Source organism: Microseira wollei NIES-4236, from assembly GCF_020521235.1.
GTDB classification, from domain to species: Bacteria; Cyanobacteriota; Cyanobacteriia; order Cyanobacteriales; family Aerosakkonemataceae; genus Microseira; species Microseira wollei.
In genome coordinates this window covers 1-19,802 of sequence record NZ_BLAY01000133.1, presented here as the reverse complement: position 1 = coordinate 19,802, position 19,802 = coordinate 1, and the positions used below count along the sequence as shown (strand labels likewise).

Genomic DNA, 19,802 nt, shown 5'->3' with positions numbered 1-19,802 from the left:
GTTTAGACCCTCGAGCTGGACGCAGAAACCGGGTTTTTGACCCGGCGGGGGTCAGTCCTGTGTGTCTTGAGCCATGCCTCGGTTTGTTCTCGGACATAGCGGTAGAACTCAATTCGCCGCTGGTGCAGCACCCGATCTGTGTACCCTCTTGCCTTGTCCAAGTTCCGAGCTGACATGCTCGCCATGCGCTCTGGGTTGGTCACCACCTGGCGAATTTTGCCCGCCAAGGCAGCCACATCACCGGGCGGCACCAAATCTTCCCCAGAGAGCAGTTCGGGAATGCCCCCCACCGTAGAGCCAATGCAGGGAAGCGCCCTCGCCATTGCCTCGACCATCGCTCTAGGCAAACCTTCCTGATGGGATGGCAGGACAAACAGGTCAGCCAGATCCAACTGGGCACGCACGGCATCGCCAGCAGGCAACCAACCCAAGAAACAGACCCGTTCTGCCAAATTCAGTTTTGCCGCTCTAGCTTCGAGTTCCGGTCGGTGCTTGCCGTCCCCGACCAGAACTAACTTGAGATTGAGTCCCTCCCTAACGCAAGTAGCAACGGCATCGATCAGCAGGTCAGGAGCTTTGTAGAGTTGATCCATTGTCCCGACACAGATCAGGGTCAACAACCCCGATGCTTGCCGAGGAGTGCGAGGTAAAGAAACAAAAGCTGAATCAGGCAACTCAACGTCGGAACAGTGGGTGGAAAAACTATTGCACCCTGGTGGATAGCGCTGTTGCAGAGCCGATTCGGTAACGTAAGCAGCCGCAGTTGCGCCCGCACAGATCCGTCGCAACTGGCGGGGGAACCACCAGCGGAAGAAAGGTCTTAAGGGATGCTTCACCGAACCGGGTGCAAACACATCGTAGGGATCGGCAACGACTTCCACGCCGTAGGGACGGCGAGTTCGCTGCAAAAAGGGTTGCACATCGCCAGCAAGTTGGGAAGACACGCGCAAAATTAGGGCATCGTTTAAAGCCACAGCATTTCTGACAGCTCGCTTCACGGAAAACGCTTGTAAAAGATACTGTTGTGGCCCAATGTAATAAGGCACCGCGATCGAGGAAACCCCCTCGCCATCCGCCCGTTTCCAGTCAGGCGGCGGCGATGCAACTGCGAGAATTCGCGCCACCACCTTGACGGTGTCAAATACTTCTAAATAACGTTGCCAAAATGAATATGCGAACATAGTCTGGGTCCACACTGCCCCATCGGGAGTTTGGACAAAGCGATGTTCGAGCATAACGATTACATTCATATTCACCTCACTTTTTGCTCGGTTCAATTTTGGCTAACTCTGACTTACGATCGTAAATTTGGGGATTTATCCCAGAATTTTGCCTGATTTCTTTTTTATTGCTAAGCCACAATACAATCAAAGGCATTCCTCCATTTTTCATGATAAAAAAAACATGGTTATCGACGTCTGCAACTAGGACTACAAAACAAAAATTAACCCAAAATGGCAACAAAATTAACCGGATATCAGAAGCCTCTAAGCTCAAGAGTAACCGTTTAACTTGCCCGACAACCCACCCTAGAAATATAAAAGAAATCGGCACTAAAAATGGCCCAAAATTGAGCATGGTTTCCCCTGCCAGACCATAGACTTTTGAAGAAGCCCAAAGCTCCGGATGATAATTTCCCATACCGAATTGAGCCTCTGTGCCATCTTTGATCTTGCTGGGTGGTTTATTCGGCATAATTGCACTGGGGATCAGCATGGTTAGGGCTGATAAATAAGTTCTGCCCCAGGCATATTGGTAATCGCTATCCGGTTGGAGCAGCCTGTAAAGTAAGAAAGCTTGAATATCGCTTCTTCCTAAGTCTTGTAAGACTAAACCTTGCCAAGAACGCCCGGATTTTTTTTCCAAACTAGCACGAGCTTCTTGTCCTTCTAAAGCTGTACTAATGCCGTCCAAACCTCCGGTTTTAAAAAAACCATACAGGTACATAAAAAATAACAGAAAAACTAGCGCGATCGCAATGTGTTTTTTGTTAATCGCTCGAATCCAAAAATGAATAATTCCGGCGACCCAAAACAAAGCCCATATCGTATTGCTCCGGCTGCCGCGCAAACCGCCAAAAAACATTTGCAAAACCAGAAAAATTAGCAACACTATTATCAAGACAGTCCAAGTTTGTAGCCGTTTGTTTTTTTGGGCATAGGCGGCGAACCCCATGATGGATAAAATCGGAAAACTCTCTGAGAATAGGACGACTATGCCCATGCCTTGGAATTCATCTCCTTCTCTTCTAGCCGCTCTTGTAGCAGCATCAATGTAGCCGCCTATGCCTCCAAACTTCTGGTAAACCATTAGCTGTAAGACGGCGGAAAGCATGAGGGAAAAGCAAAGAATGGGAAAAAACCGCCGTCGGTCAAGTGTCCAAATAATCTGTTTAGACTGATTCTCGGTTGGGTTGGCGGCAATATTTCTGGAAAAACGATACACCCATATACCTAAAAAATTCAGAATTGCCATGCCGCCCACCCAAGGACGCCAGTCGGGCGGGGGCGTAATATCCCCGTCCATCCAAAAGTCCCAAGTGACATGAAATAGAGGCGCTAAGAAGAAGAAATGCAACCCCAATAAACCGATAATGCCAATTGGATCGAAGATATTTAAACGACCGCGAAACCAGTCAACTGCATCAATTCCGATCAAAATTCCGCACAAGGTAAGTGGAATTAAAAACCAGTGCAGGAACTCATCTGAAGTTTGGAGAAATGCCACCAGTATTAGAATGCAGAGGAAAAAAGAAATAACTGCACTGTCTTTATAGGCTGTTTTGGTGGAAAAAGTTTTCTGGTTCATACAAGCGCCTCCAGGAAAATATTTTCCAACTGCTTGACAGATACCTCAACGTTGAAGGGACTGCTTTCCACCATCGCCAAAGCATCGGATTGAGCGATCGCAGCGGCTGCATCCCGATGATTTAAAAGTATTTCTGCCCAAGCTACGGCAGCTTGCGACAGGGACAACCACTTGACTAGAGGCTTCAATATTTCTACCTCCCGTGTAATAGTGTCGGATAAGATGAACGGAAGTCCGGCGGCTTGAGCTTCAATTCCCACGACTGGTAACCCTTCAAACAGCGATGGCAAGAGGAAAACATCCATTGCACCCCGCATTAGTCGAGGGATATCGCAGCGGGTACCTGCGAAGGTGACGCGATCGCTTAATCCCATCTGCTCAACTTTTCGTTCGATCTGCGATCGCAACACCCCCTCACCCAGCAGCAAAAGGTGCATTTTCGGTTCTCGCTTGGCAACTTCTGCGGCAATTTCTATCAAAAATTCATGATTCTTTTGTTCGACAAATCTGCCAACGTGACCGATAACAAAAGCATCGATAGGAATACCTAGTTCGCTACGAACTGCATCCCTATCGATCGCATCCCGGAAAGGCGTTAAATCGATGCCATAGTAAAGAATTTGCCAGCGGGGATCGCTTTCCCACTTGCAACCAAACAAATCTGCCGCTGCAAGGCAGCTGCATCCTAAACCAACGTTTGCATAGCGGGAAATCCACCATTGCGTTAAGCGGCGATACAAGTGCCGATACAATCGGGCCTTAGCTTCGGAGGAAGTATCGTTGTGGCTGTGGGCAATGCACAAAGGCACGCCTGCTTGCTTGGCTAAGCGCAGGACATAACCGCTGAAGTGATGGACGTGGCTGTGTACGATGTCATAGGGGCCGTATTCCCGCAAAATTTGGTTGAAATTGGCGGCATAGACCCACGGACGCCTGCGATCCAGGGGACAGGGGATAATGCGACTGCCGAGGCTGCGAATCTCGTCGTCGTAAGCGCAGGGATCTGTGCGGTGGACGAGGAAGTCCATGTGGAAGCGATCGCGGTCGATGTGTCGCAAAATGTGCATCAACCAGGTTTCGATCCCGCCTCGCACCATGCCGCCAACGACATGAAGGATGCGAATTGGACGCCGATCGATTAACGTCTGCTGCTGATTTTCTTTGCCTATGGCTGTAAACATTTGACTTCCTCCCAATCGTCCCGAACAGTACACAAATAGTTGCGATACAGCTTGTTTTCATCTGGAACAATCTTATTCATCGGAATTGCCCCTTCTGGACGCAAATGAAAAAAGCGATAACCAAATTTGTTTAAAATATTTTCAACCGCTATAAAAGGGCCGTCATAGTTGCATTCCACAATGATATTTGGGGCTGAATTTGATAAAACTTTAAGCATCCCCTCCAAAACTTTATCGTCAAATCCTTCCGCATCAATTTTGAGCAGGTCAATCGGTTCATTTTGAGAGCAAATGGTGTCAATCGTTGTGACATCAATATCAATCAAATAACCTTCATAACCTCTAAAACCTTCGGGATTAAGGCTAGCTGATAGCGGTACATCTTCAAAGGGAATATGCAACTTTGTTTCACCCACCGTATTCGATACTGCCAGGTTTTTTGCCTGACAGCGGTCTGACCAACCATTGATTTCGATGTGGGAAAGCAGGCGTTTATAAACGTGGGTAACAGGCTCAAAAGCCATAACTTTTGCCTGAGGATTTGCCGCTAATGTCACCAAGGTGAAGAGTCCTGTATTCGCGCCAATGTCTAAAAATAACTTGGATTTTTGCGCCAATTTGTAGAAAACTCGCATCGTTTCTGGTTCCCAACCATCCCAGCCGCGCCAAAAAATTGCCCTGGCGATCCCATCGTTAGCAATGGCTGAATATTTGAAAGAATTTCCATTGGGAAGCGAGACAAGAAACGTTGTTTCAACAGGTAACCGCCGCCAAATCGATTTAGGTAACAATTTAGAGCGGGCCATAGCTAACAAAACTTCTCTGACGAAGGGATTTCGAGTTAAAATTCGTAGGAGAAATCTGATACGGTCTTTAAATGCATTCACAATTACACCTCAACTTATCTAGTCGCGAATATTTACCACGGCGTGGAAGTTTGGGCCAAGCAGATAATTAGTACTGTTTGGCATGTTCTCCAGACCTAAGAAAACTGTCTCGGTTCTTTCGTTAATGCTGTCGGATTTGGGCAGAATTCCGATCGATGCTGAACTTGCACCAGCGGGAATTGTTACCGAGTTGGTAATGGTTTGGTAATCTATCCCATTCTCAGCCGTTCCTCGGATGATGTAGTTCACCATTAATGCTTGGGAAGTATCCCCCGTGCGAGTGACGAGAAACTGTCCCGCATCCCCAGATTCGGAGGCATCGGGGTCTGGTACATTAATGTTTACAATCGCCGGATTGCTGTTGGTAAACTTCAAATCGACGAATTGATTTTGAACGTCGAAATAGGCATCGTCTGGATTTAAAACCGGCTTTCCATACACAGACAAATTGTCAAAATTTACGCTAATATTCCGCTGGTTATCGTAGCCATGAAACACTGAATTCGCGCCGCCGCGATCGTCTACTTGTAGGTTAGAAACATACACGTTTCTGATATAACCAAACTTGTTTGGCGACGAATCTTTTTGCCACGAAACGGGTCTAATGTTCCAGTTCCACACCAGGGCAGCCTTATCCTCTTGCGGTGAATCAAGAATATCTTCAACCCGAATATTCTTGAAGTAGATATTCTCAAAATTGGCTCCGGTTACAGGCCAAAAGCCTGAAACCTCATTGGCAAATACAACATCGATATTTTCATAGGTAATATTGCGAATAACATCTTGCTTCGCCGTCGCTCCGATCTTGAAGCCATTACCGCCGTAAAAGACAGAATTCCTGATATTAATATTTTCACTGTTCTGAATCCGCCCATTCTTATCGCCGCCAATAGATGTGGCATCATCGGTTCCTTTATACAATACGTTGTCAATCGTAATGTTTCTAGAAGACCAAAAATTAAAGCCATCTGTATTGAGAAATTCCGGTTGCGGATCGGCTAAAATTTTGACATTATAGACCTTGACATTCTCGGAATAGGACATCCAAACATTGGCAACTGCCGGGTCTTGAATCAGAATGTCCTCCAAGGTAATATTATTGGCATTCTTCATCAGGATTAAACTGTACCATCCTCCTCTGGGACGCCAATAAGTCCCGTTTCCGTTGATGGTTCCCCGCCCGATTAGTTTGACATTACTGGCGTTTTCGATATTAATTAAACCCTGTCCGTAGGAAGGCTCTATCTCTTTAGTTGCTTCCAAAACAGACCCTGGTGCTAAATACAGGGTCATGTTGCTTTTGAGGTAGAGTTCCCGTGTTTTGTAAACGCCTGGTGGGAAATAAAGAATCCCTTGTTTGGCAGAAACTTCGTCGATGGCTGTTTGAATTAGTGGCGTTGCCTCGTTTTGGCCTGTATTATCAACTCCGTAATCGATGATATTGGTAACATTGGGATCCCTGAGTTGGGGCGGCTTTTCTTCCGGCGGCTCGGCGAAAATAAATAGTTTTTCATCTGCGGAATTGACTTGATGCAGGATCAACTTTCTCGGAGCGTTCAGGGAGAAAGAAATTTTGTTACCGTCCCGGTTTGATGGGATGTTGTAACTTTTAGGGCTCAGGGTGTATTGGCTAGCGGGTTCGTCGGCGGTAATTTCAATATTGGCTTGCTCCACCAAGGGGAATTGAACATAACTGATCTCATTGTATTTTTGCACCGATACAGGTTGATTGTTGACGGTGACAGAATAGGTACGGCTTTGTGGGAGAGCCGATGGGTAAGGGATTTGACCGAAGATTTCACCGAAGATTTCACTGCTGTTCATAGTTGAAAAATTAGCGATTGCTACAAAAGTCACGACCAAACAAAACAATCCAAAATTCCACGGATTAACTTTCCGCTTCCACCGATGGAGGAATTTTATGCAGTGCATAAGCGATAACTCCCAAACTAAAAATTGCTTGGACAATTGCCGCTAAAATTAATGCGATCGCTGCCCCTCGCGATCCCAGAGTGGGGATTAACCACAGACAAGCGATCGCTGCGGTTACTGTCGCCGCAGCAAATAAAGGAATTTGAATGCGGAAATACCGCGCTGCTGTCATTCCATAACCCAAAAAAGAGGATATGTAACCAAGTCCAGCAGCTACCATCAACCAAACAAATAAATCCGTTTGTTGGGCATATTCTGGGCGATATAACAAAGTCAAAATATCCCTTCCTGCAACTAGCGCCACCAAAATCGCCGCCCCACCCAAAATTGCACCAATTCCCACAAGTTTGACCAAAAGCGAACGAAAAGCCCTGCGATTCCCCGCTGCGTAGTATTTCGCCAAACGCGGACTAGCAGACTGTCCCAGGGCATTCACCACCATGTTTCCCGCCACCATTAAGTAAGCGATCGCAGCAAACACCCCCAATTCCCCCTCGCCCCAATACCGCTCGATAAAGTATTGCGGGATGTTACCGTTGAGGGAAATTAGCATCATCACCAAACCTAAAGGTAGCGATAGCCAAACCAGTTTATTCAACGTTTTTAGATGCCAGCGGGGATAAAGAGAATTTGGTATTTTAGATGGGATACCAAATCCTTTACTTCCATAGACCGCGCAGGCGGTCTTAGTTTGTGTAGCCCCACCCTTCAGGGTGTGGGGCAAAAGTGATGATGCAAGCGGATTTGATATCATTGGCAATTTGCCATCTCCTTGTCTCCCCAAAAATAAGGAACCGCTGCGGATGTCGTAGGCAAATAGAACAAAAGCCCAAGCAATAACTAATCCCACAGTTCCCCACAGAACGCTACCCGTAAAGTAGAGTCCCGCGCCCAACAAAACCAGAGACAAAGGCCCTTTAATCATCATCGAAATAGCGATGCGATCCATCCGTTCGTACTGCTGAATTAGTCCGTAAAACACATCGCTAATCGACTCGAATCCCTTCGCCAAACCAATCGTCAAAATCACCAGCGAAGTTTCCCAGCGGTAGCCAGAATTGAGGGTAATTCCCCCAATTAAAACCAGTGCCAACCCCGTCCCGATCAGCCTCAAACCGAGGTAGTCGCCGAACAGATACTGGTGTTTTGCATCTGTCGCCTGGACGGATCGCAGTTGCAGATTTGTCAGCATGACGACAGGTGCAGTGACCGCCAGCCCCAAAGTGAATTGGCCTACTATTTCCGGACTGCCGAGTTTAGCCAGCAGCACCAACATCCCCCACTGGCAAGCTGCATAAACAGCATTACCGATGAATGTCCAGGAGAAATTGCGGCGCAATGTTAGGGGCTTGATCTTTTCCATATATCTTGACGAAATTGCTAATTGCTAATTGCTAATTGCTAATTGCTAATTGGTAATTGCGGGAACGGATAGTTGATTTGAACGCGGGTTTTGAGTCGTATTTAACGGATTGGTATTTGAGTCTACAGTGCTTGTCTGCCCCTCAAGGTTTAAGTAATCAGGCATGTATTCGGGGACTAATTGTTCCAGCAGAAACACAATTAAATTGGGATCGTTTTTAGTTGCTGCTTTGCAGAGTGCTTCTACTTTAAATTCGACTTGCTCTGGTACAATGCGACTGGCATTTTTAACCTTGATAATTTTTTCGTGTTGAGTGCGTTCGTATTCCTCCCCTGGGATAAATAACTCTTCAAACAATTTTTCTCCCGGACGCAATCCGGTGAAGACAATCTCAATGTCTTTGTCCACTTCATATCCGGAAAGGCGAATCATATCTTTTGCCAAGTCAATGATTTTAACCGGCTGTCCCATATCGAGCATAAAAACTTCACCGCCGCGCCCGATGACTGCTGCTTGCAAAAGCAGTTGAACGGCTTCTGGAATCGTCATAAAATAGCGGCAAATATCGGGATGGGTAATAGTTATCGGCCCTCCTTGTGCAATTTGTTGCTTGAAAGTTGGGACAACGCTACCCCGACTGCCCAAAACGTTGCCAAAACGAACCACTACAAAAGGCTTTCCGCTCTTTTGGGCGGCTTGAAGTACCAGCATTTCAGCAACTCGCTTGCTAGCGCCCATAATGCTGGTGGGATTTACAGCTTTGTCTGTCGAGATGGTGACAAAATTCTCCACACCGTATTTCAAGGCGAGATCGAGTAGATTTTTGGTTCCCCGCACGTTATTTGCGATCGCTTCTGGCGGATGCGATTCCATCAAGGGTACGTGTTTGTGCGCCGCTGCGTGAAAAATAACCTGGGGTCCAAATTGCTGGAACAGATACTCTAATCGATCGAAAAATCGAATATCGCCGATGAATGTCTTGATTTGGGGGATGGGATCGCAAGGATCGCCCTCTTGTTGCAAAACTTGCAAAATCCTTCCTAATTCTTGTTGAATTGCGAATAGAGAATTTTCTCCATGTCCTAATAGCATTATTTCAGCAGGACGGCACTTTAAAACTTGCCGACAAAGTTCGCTACCAATCGATCCACCTGCTCCCGAAATCAGCACTTTCTTGCCTTGGAGAAATTCCCGAACTTTGCGGACATCGGTTTGGATTGATTCGCGACGCAAAAGGTCTTCTATTTGTATATCTCTGACGCTACCTACGCGGATGCGGTTAGTTAGGATTTCGTTCAGTCCGGGTAAAGTACTGGTGGGAACGCCAACTGATAGACAAATATCTACAATTTCTCGAATTACTCTCCCCGGCACCGCAGGCATGGCAATAATGACGCGACGGATATGCAACGAATGAACTACTTCGGCAATTTTGTTGCGATCGCCTACCACGGGAATTCGGCGAATTTGCAAGTTGAGTTTTTCCGGGTTATCGTCAATAAACGCCACCGGATAAAATCCCAACCAAGGACTTTGTTGCATTTCCCGTACTAGAGAAATCCCTGCACTCCCAGCACCGACGATCAGCACGCGATCGCGTCGATAAAACTTCAGATGTCTTTGCTTGATTCGATTGAGGACAGGAATGCTGAAACGAATCCCACCTATGAATAAAAAGCTGATGATGGTATCCAGCAACGGCAGCGATCGCGGCAAACTATTGACCCAAAAATCATCCAGATAATAAACCACGTTGAAAGATATGGTTTGCAGAATCCCAATCCCCGCCATCAGCATCACTATTTGCTCTAGTTCGTCAATACTGGCATAGCGCCAGTATCGCTTGTAAAAACCGCACCCATACAATACTGTCAGTTTGAGCGGCACAAACAGTATCGTCACCTGGATTAAACCCCCAAGATAGGGAGCGAGGCTAAATGAATCATCTAGACGAATTGCCAGCGCTAATACAGGCGCGATCGCCAACACGATTGTATCTAAAACCAAAAAATGCCGATTTCTCAGTTTTAGTAACCATTTTGATAAAGCTTGTATTAGAAAGCTTTTAACAATTTGGTCTTCCAGTGGCTCTTTTGCTACCGCATTCACTGCTAACAAAATTTTACTAAACATTTTTCCAGCTCCAAAAGCAAATAAAAGTGCTGAGTGCTGAGTCAGAATGCCGGGACATCACGCTTGTGCAAGATTGCAAATAAATCCTTTTTCCCTCAGCACTCATTCCTCAGTACTGAGTTTTGTAAAATCCACCGACTGTCACAAGTCGAGAGTTCAAAAAACAAGCAGGATTTCTTTACAAACTTTATTGGTTGTGAGTAATTACCAGTTGATCGAGCAAAACTAACCTTCTATCAAACAGGATTTTAGCATTCTCTGACAACTACACAATTGTTTACAAGTTGCGAATTTTAATTGCTCCGCGACAATGCCAGTTGGTTTGATGTAGGTATAGTTTTTCTAGCTCTCGTAATTTTGCCTGAAACGATAGTTGATTAGTTGCCAAAATGGCATAAATTTTATTTATAATTCTCTAGATTTAAACAGATCATATTTATCAATAAATCCATCTATCTTTAGATAGATATATAACCAAAATTTTTCGAGAATAAACACTTACGTCTCTACCCTTAGATAGAGGAAAATTGTTTGACACCCATCCTTAAAATAGAATCGTTCGTAGTAGGCGCTTGGGCGTCTTTCCGAATCTCCGTGCATTTTAGTATAAATTGATAGCTGACATCAAGGCCATTTGGCTCTCGGTAACGGGAGGCTCCAGTCTCCCACATCTCATGGTTGTAAAGATGCAATAACTATTGTTTCTAAAGTTTAAAACCGAGAATAAAAACTGAAGCTTATGGCTGAGAAAGGTCGAAAATGTGAGTAACTCAAGTTGCTAGTTATCTCATGCATAGCAGCTAATAGCTAATCGCTAATGTCAGTAAAAATCCTATATTAGCAATTAGCAATTAGCAATTAGCAATTAGCAACTTGCGTTAGTATCAAAACATACTCCTTGACCGTCTCAATTCAGCAAACAACGCTTTCAGGAGTAATTTATGGAATCCGCAGAATCTGCGCTTGGCGTTCAACAATACTGGCTGATTCTGAAGCGACGTTGGTTACCCGCTTCGGCTGTTTTTGTCACGGTTATCGTGGTCACAGGAATCAAAATTTGGCTGCAACAGCCGGTTTATCACGCAGAAGCAAAGCTAGCCTTTACCAAGACCAATCCTACTTCTTCTTTAACCGGATTGGGCAAAGAAATAGGCGAGTTTTCTCCGGTGGGAGAGCAAACGAACCCGCTCAATACTGAGGTGGAAGTGATTCGCTCAGTCCCGATCGCCCAACAGACAATAACCAGACTTAATCTGAAAGACACAAAAGGGGATATCCTCAAAGTTAAAGACTTCTTGAAAAAGCTCATGGCGTTCAATACCAGAGGTACCGATACCCTGACAATCTCTTACGAAACAAAAGATGCACAAATAGCCGCCGCAGTTGTGAATACAGTCGTGGCACTCTACCTGGAAAATAATCAACAGGTTAACAATTCTGAAGCGACTTCGGCGCGGGAGTTTCTCGAACAACAATTACCTCAAGCCACAGCATCTGTGGATCAAGCAGAAACAGCGCTGCGCCAATTCAAAGAAAAGAATAAAGTAGTAGACTTACAAGAAGAAGCCAAATCCGCAGTGGCAACGATCGCCAACCTGCAAAACCAAATAAGTCAATCGCAGTCAGAACTCGCCGACGCAATCGCCCAATCTCAAGCGTTCCAAAACCAGCTGCAAATGAATCCGCAGCAAGGATTAGTCGCAACTTCCCTCAGTCAATCTCCGGCGGTACAGGAAGCGATGGCAGAATATCAAAAAATAGAACGCCAATTGGCTGTTGAGCGAACCCGCTTCCAGGATGCACACCCGGCGATCGCAGATTTAAAAAGCAAACAAGCAACGCTGAAAGCTCTGTTGCAAAATCAAGTTCAACAAGCTGCTGGGAATCAAAAAGAATTGGGAAATGGCTCTTTACAAATTGGAGAAGTTAAACCGAGACTGATCGAAGAGTTTGTCAAAATAGAGGCAAAACGCCAAGGTCTTGCCAGTCAAGTTGCTACTTTATCTAACCTCAAAATCGCCTACCAGCAGCGAGTCAACGTTCTACCCAGGCTAGAACAAGAACAGCGCGAGTTAGAAAATAAATTAAAAGTTGCCCAAACTACATACTCGTTAATGCTGCAAAAGTTTCAGGAAATCAGACTCGCCGAACATCAAAATGCCGGAAATGTTCGGATTATCCAACCCGCGCTAGTTCCCGATGAACCTGTTTCTGCGCGCAAGGCTTTATCTGCAATCTCAGGGTTGTTGATCGGCAGCGTGCTTTCTCTGGCGACGGCTTTGATTTTAGAATCCCAAGATAAATCAATCAGAACAATAGAAGAGTTAAGGGAATTATTGGGTTTAACCTTGCTAGGGGTGATTCCTGACTATAAACAACCTCAAAAAATGCTCCGCTTCAACAAGAATTTGACATTGAATTCTGCCCAGGTGCCTCACTATGTTACATCTAACGGACAGGTTAAGCAAAACGCTTACACGACAAGCAACTTAGAGTTATTTATGCCAAAAATTGTCGGGCAAAATCAAGCTTACTCCTCCTCCCTCGGCACCGCCTACCAGATGCTGCAAGCTAACCTGAAGTTTCTCTGTTCCGCGTCAGGATTTAAAACCCTCGCCGTTACCAGTACCCAGCGTCAAGAAGGGACTTCCACAGTCTGTGCGAATTTAGCTTGGACCAATGCGCAATTGGGGCGTAAAGTTTTGCTGGTAGATGCAAATCTCCACCATCCCGTCCAGCATGAAATTTGGGGACTTCCCAATCAAGTAGGTTTGAGTAATGTTATTTTGGGAGACGCTCAACTCCACAATGCGATCGCAGAAGTATCCCCTAATTTAAAAGTGCTTACCTCTGGCGTCATTCCTTCCAATCCAATGGCGCTGATCGACTCCCAACAATTCGCTGCATTAATCGAACAATTTTCACAGACTTACGATTTGGTGATTATTGATACTCCTTCCTTGAAAGTTGCTGCTGATGCTCTCATCCTGGGTCAAAAAGCAGATGGTATTTTCCTAGTCGTTCGACCCGGAGTCGTTGATTCTCACAGCGCCGCTTTCGCCAAACAGCTTTTAGCTGGGTCCAATCAACACGTTCTCGGTTTGGTAGTCAATGGCGTCATTCCTCAGAATGAACCTCACAGCTACTACTATTTCGCCCAGGAATCCTAAGTTGAACCAGCTGGGCAGCTTGCGCCTTTTACCTATAATTTATTAATTACCTCGTAGCGTTTGATACCTGTAAAACGCATAAGTATCAAACAAAACACCCACCAAACCAAAGGTGAAAGCGATCGCCAAAATGCCCTCGCTGGGCGATCCGCTGCCAAAAATTGCCAAAAACTGCCAGATAGACTCAGCGCCAGACTGACCGATTATTTGCAAACCGGGAATGTAGCGCACCAGGCAAGAACCTGCCAGCATTCCCCCCACTAACAGGATCGGGGTAGCAAAGCTAAAGATACTCGTTAGCAGCAGGGAGCGGAAAAAGTTAGGCAAAATACTCATGGTCTGTATTAGAACGCTGGTAAGACTGACGACAGATACCAGTGATTGACACCCGTCACATACACAATACGCGGAATCTCCGCCAGATCGGCAAAAAGACAAGAATCTTAAGTTTTCATTAAAAATAGACAGGTAATGTACTGAGCGATCGTTCAGGATTGAAATACAACTTAACAAAGTGCGAGTTGGAGGCGCGGTGAGGGAGAAAATTTCTAGTTTCAGCTTGGGAATGTGGGGACAGCGCTTGCTGGCGGCAATTTTGCTGGGGGGACAGGTGTTGATGCACCTATTGGCGGGAAAAATTCATCGGCGCAACACCCTTGACCAAATGGCGATGGTTGGCCCAGAATCATTAGCGATCGCGCTGTTAACCGCCAGTTTTGTCGGGATGGTGTTTACGATTCAGGTAGCGCGAGAGTTTATCAACTTTGGGGCGACGACTGCTGTGGGGGGGGTGTTAGCGATCGCATTAGCGCGAGAACTCGCCCCAGTCCTCACCGCCGTAATTGTAGCAGGGCGCGTCGGTTCGGCATTTGCCGCAGAAATCGGCACGATGCGCGTCACCGAACAAATCGACGCCTTGTATGTCCTCAAAACCGATCCGATCGATTATTTAGTGATTCCCCGCGTCCTTGCTTGCTGTTTGATGCTGCCAATTTTAACAATTATGTGCCTATTAACCGGCTTGGTTGGCGGATTGTTGATTGCAACTAGCATGTATGATATTTCGCAAACGGTATTTTTAGATTCGGTTCGCAATTTCCTGAATGTTTCGGATCTTGCAAGTGCAGCTGTTAAAGCGTTTTGTTTTGGCGGGTTAATAGCAGTAATTGGTTGTAGTTGGGGCTTAACAACGACAGGCGGCGCCAAAGGTGTGGGACAATCGACCACGACAGCAGTAGTGACGGCGCTGTTGGCTATTTTTATCTCCAATTTTTTCTTATCTTGGGTAATGTTTCAAGGAACTGGTAGTGCTGTGCTGGAAGGATTTTAATTCGGTAGAGGCGCTTGTTGAACAGAGAAGATTGTGGATACAGGTTATCTGCAAAGAAGGGCGAAGCATTTACGCGACTGATTTTCCAGTAAACGCAGAATCTTGATACGCAAAGGCTTCCCCCTTCCCGGATTTTTGCCAGAACGCTACTTACACTAACCAAGTAACCATATTCAGATCTTGCATCAGCCTCCCAACCCGCCCGGAAATAAATTTCCGGGCTAATAGCGAAAGTCGGTTAAAACCGACTCAATGCTATCAAACCAGTTTGTTTTAACGGACTTTGGCTACTCGCTGTGGGAATTTATTCCCTGGCGGGCTAATGCTACAGGTGCGGGTTTTACGAGAAATTGTTGCTACCAGCGCCAAGAATAAATAAACCCGCCCCGCCTTACGCAACCAATACAAACAGACACGATCTCAAATCATAATTCCCACCAAACCTTAAAAACCTGTCTCACTCAGGTTAAATTAATCACAAAGACTTACGCAAAATCCCCTCACCAATGATTGGCACAATCCTCAACAGTCGCTACCACATCATCCGCAAATTGGGACAAGGCGGATTTGGCGCTACCTTTATCGCCGAAGACCGTTGGCAAAATAACCAGCATTGTGTCATAAAACAATTAAAGCCGGATGCTTTATCGCCAGCGACACTATATTTATTTGAGAAAGAAGCCGAGTTTTTATTTAAGTTAGGAAGTCATCCCCAAATCCCTCAGCTTTTGGCACACTTTCAGCCAAATAGTATTTTCTATATCCTGCAAGAGTTGATTGATGGCAATCACCTAACTCAGGAAATTAAACGCGGGCAAAGGTTAGGGGAAACTCAGGTAATTAAGCTGTTAATCGAGATTCTGGAAGTATTGGAATATGTGCATCAAAATCAGGTAATTCACCGGGATATTAAGCCAGCCAATATTATCCTCTGTCGCGATGGGAAGATTGTGCTGATTGACTTCGGGGGAATTAAACAAGTCAGGGCAAGGTCGGCTAATAGTACCCTATTAACTGCCATTATCGGCACTCCGGGGTATACGCCGATGGAACAATTTAATAATAACGCTCATTTTTGCAGCGATATTCATGCAGTGGGAATGATGGGGATTTTTGCCCTGACGGGGATAGACCCCGACCCGCGAATCGGTGGTTTTCCGAAAAGTCCTCTAGGGGAAACTTTGTGGCGGGATAAAGCACAGGTTAGCCCACAATTGGCTGATGTTATCGATAATATGGTGAAGTTTGATTATCGTCAGCGGTATCAGTCGGCAAAGGAAGTAGTAGCAGCGTTGAAAGGTTTGTCAGTTCCTAAAAATTGGTCATGTGTCAGGAATTTGGAATTTTCTCTTACCTCAGTTTATAATAAGTTTCTATTTAGCCCCGAAGGGCAGATTCTCGTTAGTGGTAGTGGTATTTATCTTGGTGAAAGCTATAATATCAACATTTTGCAGGTAAGTACAGGTAGAATAATTCGCACTTTTAAAGGTCATTCCGGCCTGGTTAGTTCCGTAGCATTTAGCCCGGATGGACAGATTATCGCTAGTAGTAGTCATGACAAAAAAATCAAAATTTGGCAGGTAAGTACTGGCAGAGAAATTCGCACTCTTAAATTTGATGACGAATGGTTTAATTCCATATAATTTAGCCCGGATGGTCAGATTATCGCTGGTTGTGATTGTTATTTATTGCAGATACAAAATAAATGTTGCAGGTGAATACGGGCAGAAAAATTCGCACTCTTAAACGTCATTCCGAGTGGGTTATTTCCGCAGCATTTAGCCCGGATGGTCAGATTCTCGCTAGTTGTAGTTCGTCCGAAACAATCAAAATTTGGCAGGTGAGTACCGCCAGAGAAATTCGCACTCTTAAAGGTCATTCCAACTCGGTTATGTCCGTAGCATTTAGCCCCGATGGGCAAACTATTGCTATTTGTAGTTATGACAAAACAATCAAACTGTGGCAGGTGAATACGGGCAAAGAAATTTGTACTCTCTCCGGTGATTCCGATAAGGTTAATTCCGTCGCATTTAGCCCGGATGGGCAGATTCTCGCTAGTTGTAGTTCGGACAATACAATCAACAGTTTACTCACACAACTACGCACCTCGCTGACGCTCACCGGATTGCGAAACGGTTCAAACAGCGCTCTCGTAGTTGCCATTTTTCCCAAGATTCCCCGTGTTTCTACGTAATCGGCTGTAGCAGTCCCTGGCGTGAAATAAACATCTATTTCTCGCACTTCTGAATTTACGTCACGACTGGGAGTCACCGTTCCTATAGGCGATAATAGTTCCGACAAATAATCTTTGGCAAACTCGTCGTAAATCAATCGCGTCATCTCGGCGAGCGCTGCGATCTACTTTTGCCAAATCTTACCATATATCTTGCTAGCTTACCTAAAACACCACGGGAGCATGAAAGCCGCCGCGATTCATCCGGTGGATGAAAGGCGACAAGGGCTTATTTATTCGCCGTCAATATTACACCTTGTAACTGAGATAGTTCGCGTTAATATTTGCCCAGCTGTGTCAGTTATTATACCCAAGGTAAATTGTTAAATTAATTAGACAATACATGACTATTTTTTTGCCGATTTTTTATCATTTGTTAGTTGACATATTTAGAAGTAATATCTATACTAAAACTAGGTAATTCGAGCAAAGGTGGTGAAGTAAGTGCAGTGCCGATGGAATTTTAAATTAAAGCCAACTTTAGAGCAAGGAAAGCAAATGTCTCAATGGCTAATTACTTTAAGAAAACATCGGAATTATGCGCTCAAACAAAGAGAGCAAGGATTTAACACCAACAATTCTCACTGCGATGAGGCGATCGCTTATGCTTGGGGTAGCTACTGCGATAACTCTTCAAGGATTGAATATGGCTCGTGCTGTCCTTTAACTTGCCCTGTATTAAAACATGGAGTTATCCCTTTGGACTTAGAACTGGCTTTAAAGAGTTCCAAAGGTACGCTCAAGTGGGATAATGCTTCTGGTATTCAGATGAAAGTGACTACCAGGTTACGCCATCAAAATCCCTTTTTTGCTAGGGTTGATTCAACAGTTTTGCAGCGCAATCTTGCTAAATTAGATACAGCTTTTAACAATTTCTGGAAACATGGAAGAGGTTTCCCTAAGTATCTCAGAAGGTTGGATTCTTTTGAGTACACACCAGGAAGAGTAAAATTAATCTCTAGTAGAGAAAGATATGCTGTTGTTTACATCCCTGGCATTGGTAATGTAAAGATGTACAATAGCAGAGATTTCAGTCTGGTCAAAGATATCAGAACTTGTACTGTGAAGCGAACTGGTGGTTACTGGTTTATCTCTATGTTGGTAGAAGTGCCTTACGAATTACCTGAGCCACTACCAATCGAGCAAGCTAAATCGGTAGTTGGCATCGATGTGGGCATTAACAAGTTAGTCGCTATATCTGATGGGAGTTTTGTCGAAAATATTAGACCGACTACCAATCATAGAACAGCTAGGCGTTTAACGATGCGTCAACGAGCTATCAGTCGCAAAAGGTCAGGTTCTAAAAATCAGGTTAAGGCATATCAGAATCTGTCTAGGACTCAGTACAAACTATCTCAGAAACGAGCTGGTTATAATTGGCAAGCTGCTGGCAGGATTGTCAAAACTGCTGATGTTATTGGTCGGGAAAGCCTCAACATTAAAGGGATGGTTAAACGTGCAAAACCAAAGCACGATGGCTTTGGCGGTTATTTGAAAAATGGTGCATCAGCTAAGTCTGGTTTAAACCAGGTTATTATTGATTGTGGTTGGGGCGATTTGTTTAACAAGATTTCTTGGTTGGCTGCTAAGTCAGGTAAACCTGTGATTGCTGTTGACCCTAAATATTCAAGTCAGGTTTGTCCTAAATGCGGACATGTTGAGCGAGCCAATCGCAGTGGTGAAAAGTTCATCTGTATCAATTGTGGTTATGCTGCTCACGCTGATACGAAGGCTGCAAGAGAAATTGTGAAGCGAGTTGGGTTAGTTTTCCCCAAGAAGCTCAAGAAGACACGTGCCGAGGACTGCGGGAAAGTTACGCCTGTGAAGATATCAACGCCTCAAGGGGTTGAGTCCAGGAACCATGCCTATGAATCGTCTCATATTCAGTTAAGTTTGTTTGATTTAGTTGAGTATACGACGATTGACAGTCGGAAATCTCGGAGCTACGGCAAAAACTCCTAGAGAATCTGCGTCTCTTTAGAGCGCAGAGTGTCAACAAGCAATCAAAATATAGATGCATTCCCCCAGCGGAAGGTAGGCATATCCCACTCGTCTTTCTCTTCTATCTTACTCAGCAAAATATATAGAGAAAAGCTTGACAGGTTTCTTTTTTTTATGATACAATTAAATCGATGAGGAAGAAATATCTCGCGATAAAAAGTTTGCCAATATTTCCATTATCTAAATTGTAGGCCAAAAAAGCAAGATTGTAAATAGCTTCGGGCTGATATCAGCGTTAAAATTAGCAATGAAACAATCTCAAATTTAAGATTACTCGTTTATGCAACAAGTAGGGCCAGATCCAAATCAACCTTACCCAATGGCGGATCAACGTCGAGTCGTTTTTATCAAAAATTTTGTCAAATCACCCAACATAATTGTGGGGGATTATTCTTATTACGACGATCCGGTGGACCCGGAAGGGTTCGAGCGCAACGTATTGTATAACTATGAAAGCGATCGGTTAATTATCGGCAAATTTTGCGCGATCGCTACAGGTGTGAAATTTATAGAGCAATGCGCGAAAACCCCGTGCCTTTAGGCCGGGGTGACCGCGTGAGACTGACATCGAGCGAATATTTTCTTGATTGGCAAGTTTAAAGATTGGTTTACATTACTTGAATGCCAACAAAAAGCCAGGTAATATTATCGCAGATCCCTTTAATCTTCGACGTAAATTGCTAACAAACTACGTTTACAAGTTGAGGCCAAACATTGCCCAAAGCTCAAAGATGGAGCAATGGATAAGTATGCTCAGATGCCAC

The 19,802-nt window shown here is 44.9% G+C and carries 13 protein-coding genes and 1 pseudogene; 6 read left to right on the top strand and 8 right to left on the bottom strand.

What is annotated here, in order from left to right; translation table 11 throughout:
- Positions 1 to 2 precede the first annotated feature (2 nt).
- The 7 genes from MiSe_RS33705 to MiSe_RS33675 all read right to left on the bottom strand — a co-directional run bounded on the left by MiSe_RS33705 (position 3) and on the right by MiSe_RS33675 (position 10,304).
- Positions 3 to 1,250 carry a glycosyltransferase gene (locus MiSe_RS33705; RefSeq protein ID WP_226588348.1) on the bottom strand — a complete coding sequence of 416 codons (1,248 nt, stop codon included), beginning with the start codon at positions 1,248 to 1,250 and terminating at the stop codon, positions 3 to 5.
- 7 nt (positions 1,251 to 1,257) lie between these two features.
- Positions 1,258 to 2,808: a hypothetical protein gene (locus MiSe_RS33700; RefSeq protein WP_226588346.1), complete on the bottom strand. Its 1,551-nt coding sequence runs from the start codon at positions 2,806 to 2,808 to the stop codon at positions 1,258 to 1,260.
- A complete protein-coding gene (locus tag MiSe_RS33695; RefSeq protein ID WP_226588344.1) occupies positions 2,805 to 3,989 on the bottom strand; it encodes a glycosyltransferase family 1 protein in 1,185 nt (394 codons plus the stop codon). The genes MiSe_RS33700 and MiSe_RS33695 overlap by 4 nt, the downstream gene beginning before the upstream one ends.
- A complete protein-coding gene (locus MiSe_RS33690) occupies positions 3,974 to 4,876 on the bottom strand; it encodes an FkbM family methyltransferase (RefSeq protein WP_226588342.1) in 903 nt (300 codons plus the stop codon). Before MiSe_RS33690 ends, MiSe_RS33695 begins: the two co-directional genes overlap by 16 nt.
- An 18-nt stretch (positions 4,877 to 4,894) precedes the next feature.
- Complete coding sequence (locus MiSe_RS33685; RefSeq protein ID WP_226588340.1) at positions 4,895 to 6,700, bottom strand: glycosyl hydrolase family 28 protein; 1,806 nt, start codon at positions 6,698 to 6,700, stop codon at positions 4,895 to 4,897.
- Positions 6,701 to 6,764: 64 nt separating this feature from the next.
- Positions 6,765 to 8,171: an MATE family efflux transporter gene (locus MiSe_RS33680; protein ID WP_226588338.1), complete on the bottom strand. Its 1,407-nt coding sequence runs from the start codon at positions 8,169 to 8,171 to the stop codon at positions 6,765 to 6,767.
- Between the two features lie 45 nt (positions 8,172 to 8,216).
- Entirely contained in the window at positions 8,217 to 10,304 is a 2,088-nt protein-coding gene (locus MiSe_RS33675; RefSeq protein ID WP_226588336.1) for a polysaccharide biosynthesis protein, read from the bottom strand.
- A gap of 941 nt (positions 10,305 to 11,245) precedes the next feature.
- Between MiSe_RS33675 and MiSe_RS33670 the strand changes: the two genes are divergently transcribed.
- The gene (locus MiSe_RS33670) at positions 11,246 to 13,474 is read left to right on the top strand and encodes a GumC family protein (RefSeq protein ID WP_226588334.1); all 2,229 of its coding nucleotides are present in this window, start codon (positions 11,246 to 11,248) and stop codon (positions 13,472 to 13,474) included.
- 42 nt (positions 13,475 to 13,516) lie between these two features.
- Here MiSe_RS33670 and MiSe_RS33665 read toward each other — a convergent pair whose 3' ends face one another.
- Positions 13,517 to 13,810, bottom strand: a complete 294-nt coding sequence (locus MiSe_RS33665; RefSeq protein ID WP_226588332.1) for a hypothetical protein — start codon at positions 13,808 to 13,810, stop codon at positions 13,517 to 13,519.
- A gap of 196 nt (positions 13,811 to 14,006) precedes the next feature.
- Here MiSe_RS33665 and MiSe_RS33660 point away from each other — a divergent pair, with 196 nt between their 5' ends.
- The 5 genes and pseudogenes from MiSe_RS33660 to MiSe_RS33640 all read left to right on the top strand — a co-directional run.
- Positions 14,007 to 14,804 (top strand): MlaE family lipid ABC transporter permease subunit, encoded by a 798-nt coding sequence (locus MiSe_RS33660; protein WP_444980591.1) that lies wholly within the window; start codon positions 14,007 to 14,009, stop codon positions 14,802 to 14,804.
- A 506-nt stretch (positions 14,805 to 15,310) separates the two neighbouring features.
- Positions 15,311 to 16,447 carry a serine/threonine-protein kinase gene (locus MiSe_RS33655; RefSeq protein ID WP_226588328.1) on the top strand — a complete coding sequence of 379 codons (1,137 nt, stop codon included), beginning with the start codon at positions 15,311 to 15,313 and terminating at the stop codon, positions 16,445 to 16,447.
- 62 nt (positions 16,448 to 16,509) lie between these two features.
- Positions 16,510 to 16,998: a WD40 repeat domain-containing protein gene (locus MiSe_RS33650; protein WP_226588326.1), complete on the top strand. Its 489-nt coding sequence runs from the start codon at positions 16,510 to 16,512 to the stop codon at positions 16,996 to 16,998.
- 483 nt (positions 16,999 to 17,481) lie between these two features.
- Positions 17,482 to 18,999, top strand: coding sequence for an RNA-guided endonuclease InsQ/TnpB family protein (locus tag MiSe_RS33645; protein WP_226588324.1), 1,518 nt, complete (start codon positions 17,482 to 17,484; stop codon positions 18,997 to 18,999).
- A 319-nt stretch (positions 19,000 to 19,318) separates the two neighbouring features.
- Positions 19,319 to 19,549: pseudogene (locus MiSe_RS33640) on the top strand (chloramphenicol acetyltransferase); the annotation flags it as partial.
- Positions 19,550 to 19,802: the final 253 nt, after the last annotated feature.

Coding starts and splice junctions, on each gene's coding strand:
- MiSe_RS33705 (WP_226588348.1), bottom strand. CDS start 1,250: ATGAATGTAATCGTTATGCTCGAACATCGCTTTGTCCAAACTCCCGAT.
- MiSe_RS33700 (WP_226588346.1), bottom strand. CDS start 2,808: ATGAACCAGAAAACTTTTTCCACCAAAACAGCCTATAAAGACAGTGCA.
- MiSe_RS33695 (WP_226588344.1), bottom strand. CDS start 3,989: ATGTTTACAGCCATAGGCAAAGAAAATCAGCAGCAGACGTTAATCGAT.
- MiSe_RS33685 (WP_226588340.1), bottom strand. CDS start 6,700: ATGAACAGCAGTGAAATCTTCGGTGAAATCTTCGGTCAAATCCCTTAC.
- MiSe_RS33680 (WP_226588338.1), bottom strand. CDS start 8,171: ATGGAAAAGATCAAGCCCCTAACATTGCGCCGCAATTTCTCCTGGACA.
- MiSe_RS33675 (WP_226588336.1), bottom strand. CDS start 10,304: ATGTTTAGTAAAATTTTGTTAGCAGTGAATGCGGTAGCAAAAGAGCCA.
- MiSe_RS33670 (WP_226588334.1), top strand. CDS start 11,246: ATGGAATCCGCAGAATCTGCGCTTGGCGTTCAACAATACTGGCTGATT.
- MiSe_RS33665 (WP_226588332.1), bottom strand. CDS start 13,810: ATGAGTATTTTGCCTAACTTTTTCCGCTCCCTGCTGCTAACGAGTATC.
- MiSe_RS33655 (WP_226588328.1), top strand. CDS start 15,311: ATGATTGGCACAATCCTCAACAGTCGCTACCACATCATCCGCAAATTG.
- MiSe_RS33650 (WP_226588326.1), top strand. CDS start 16,510: ATGTTGCAGGTGAATACGGGCAGAAAAATTCGCACTCTTAAACGTCAT.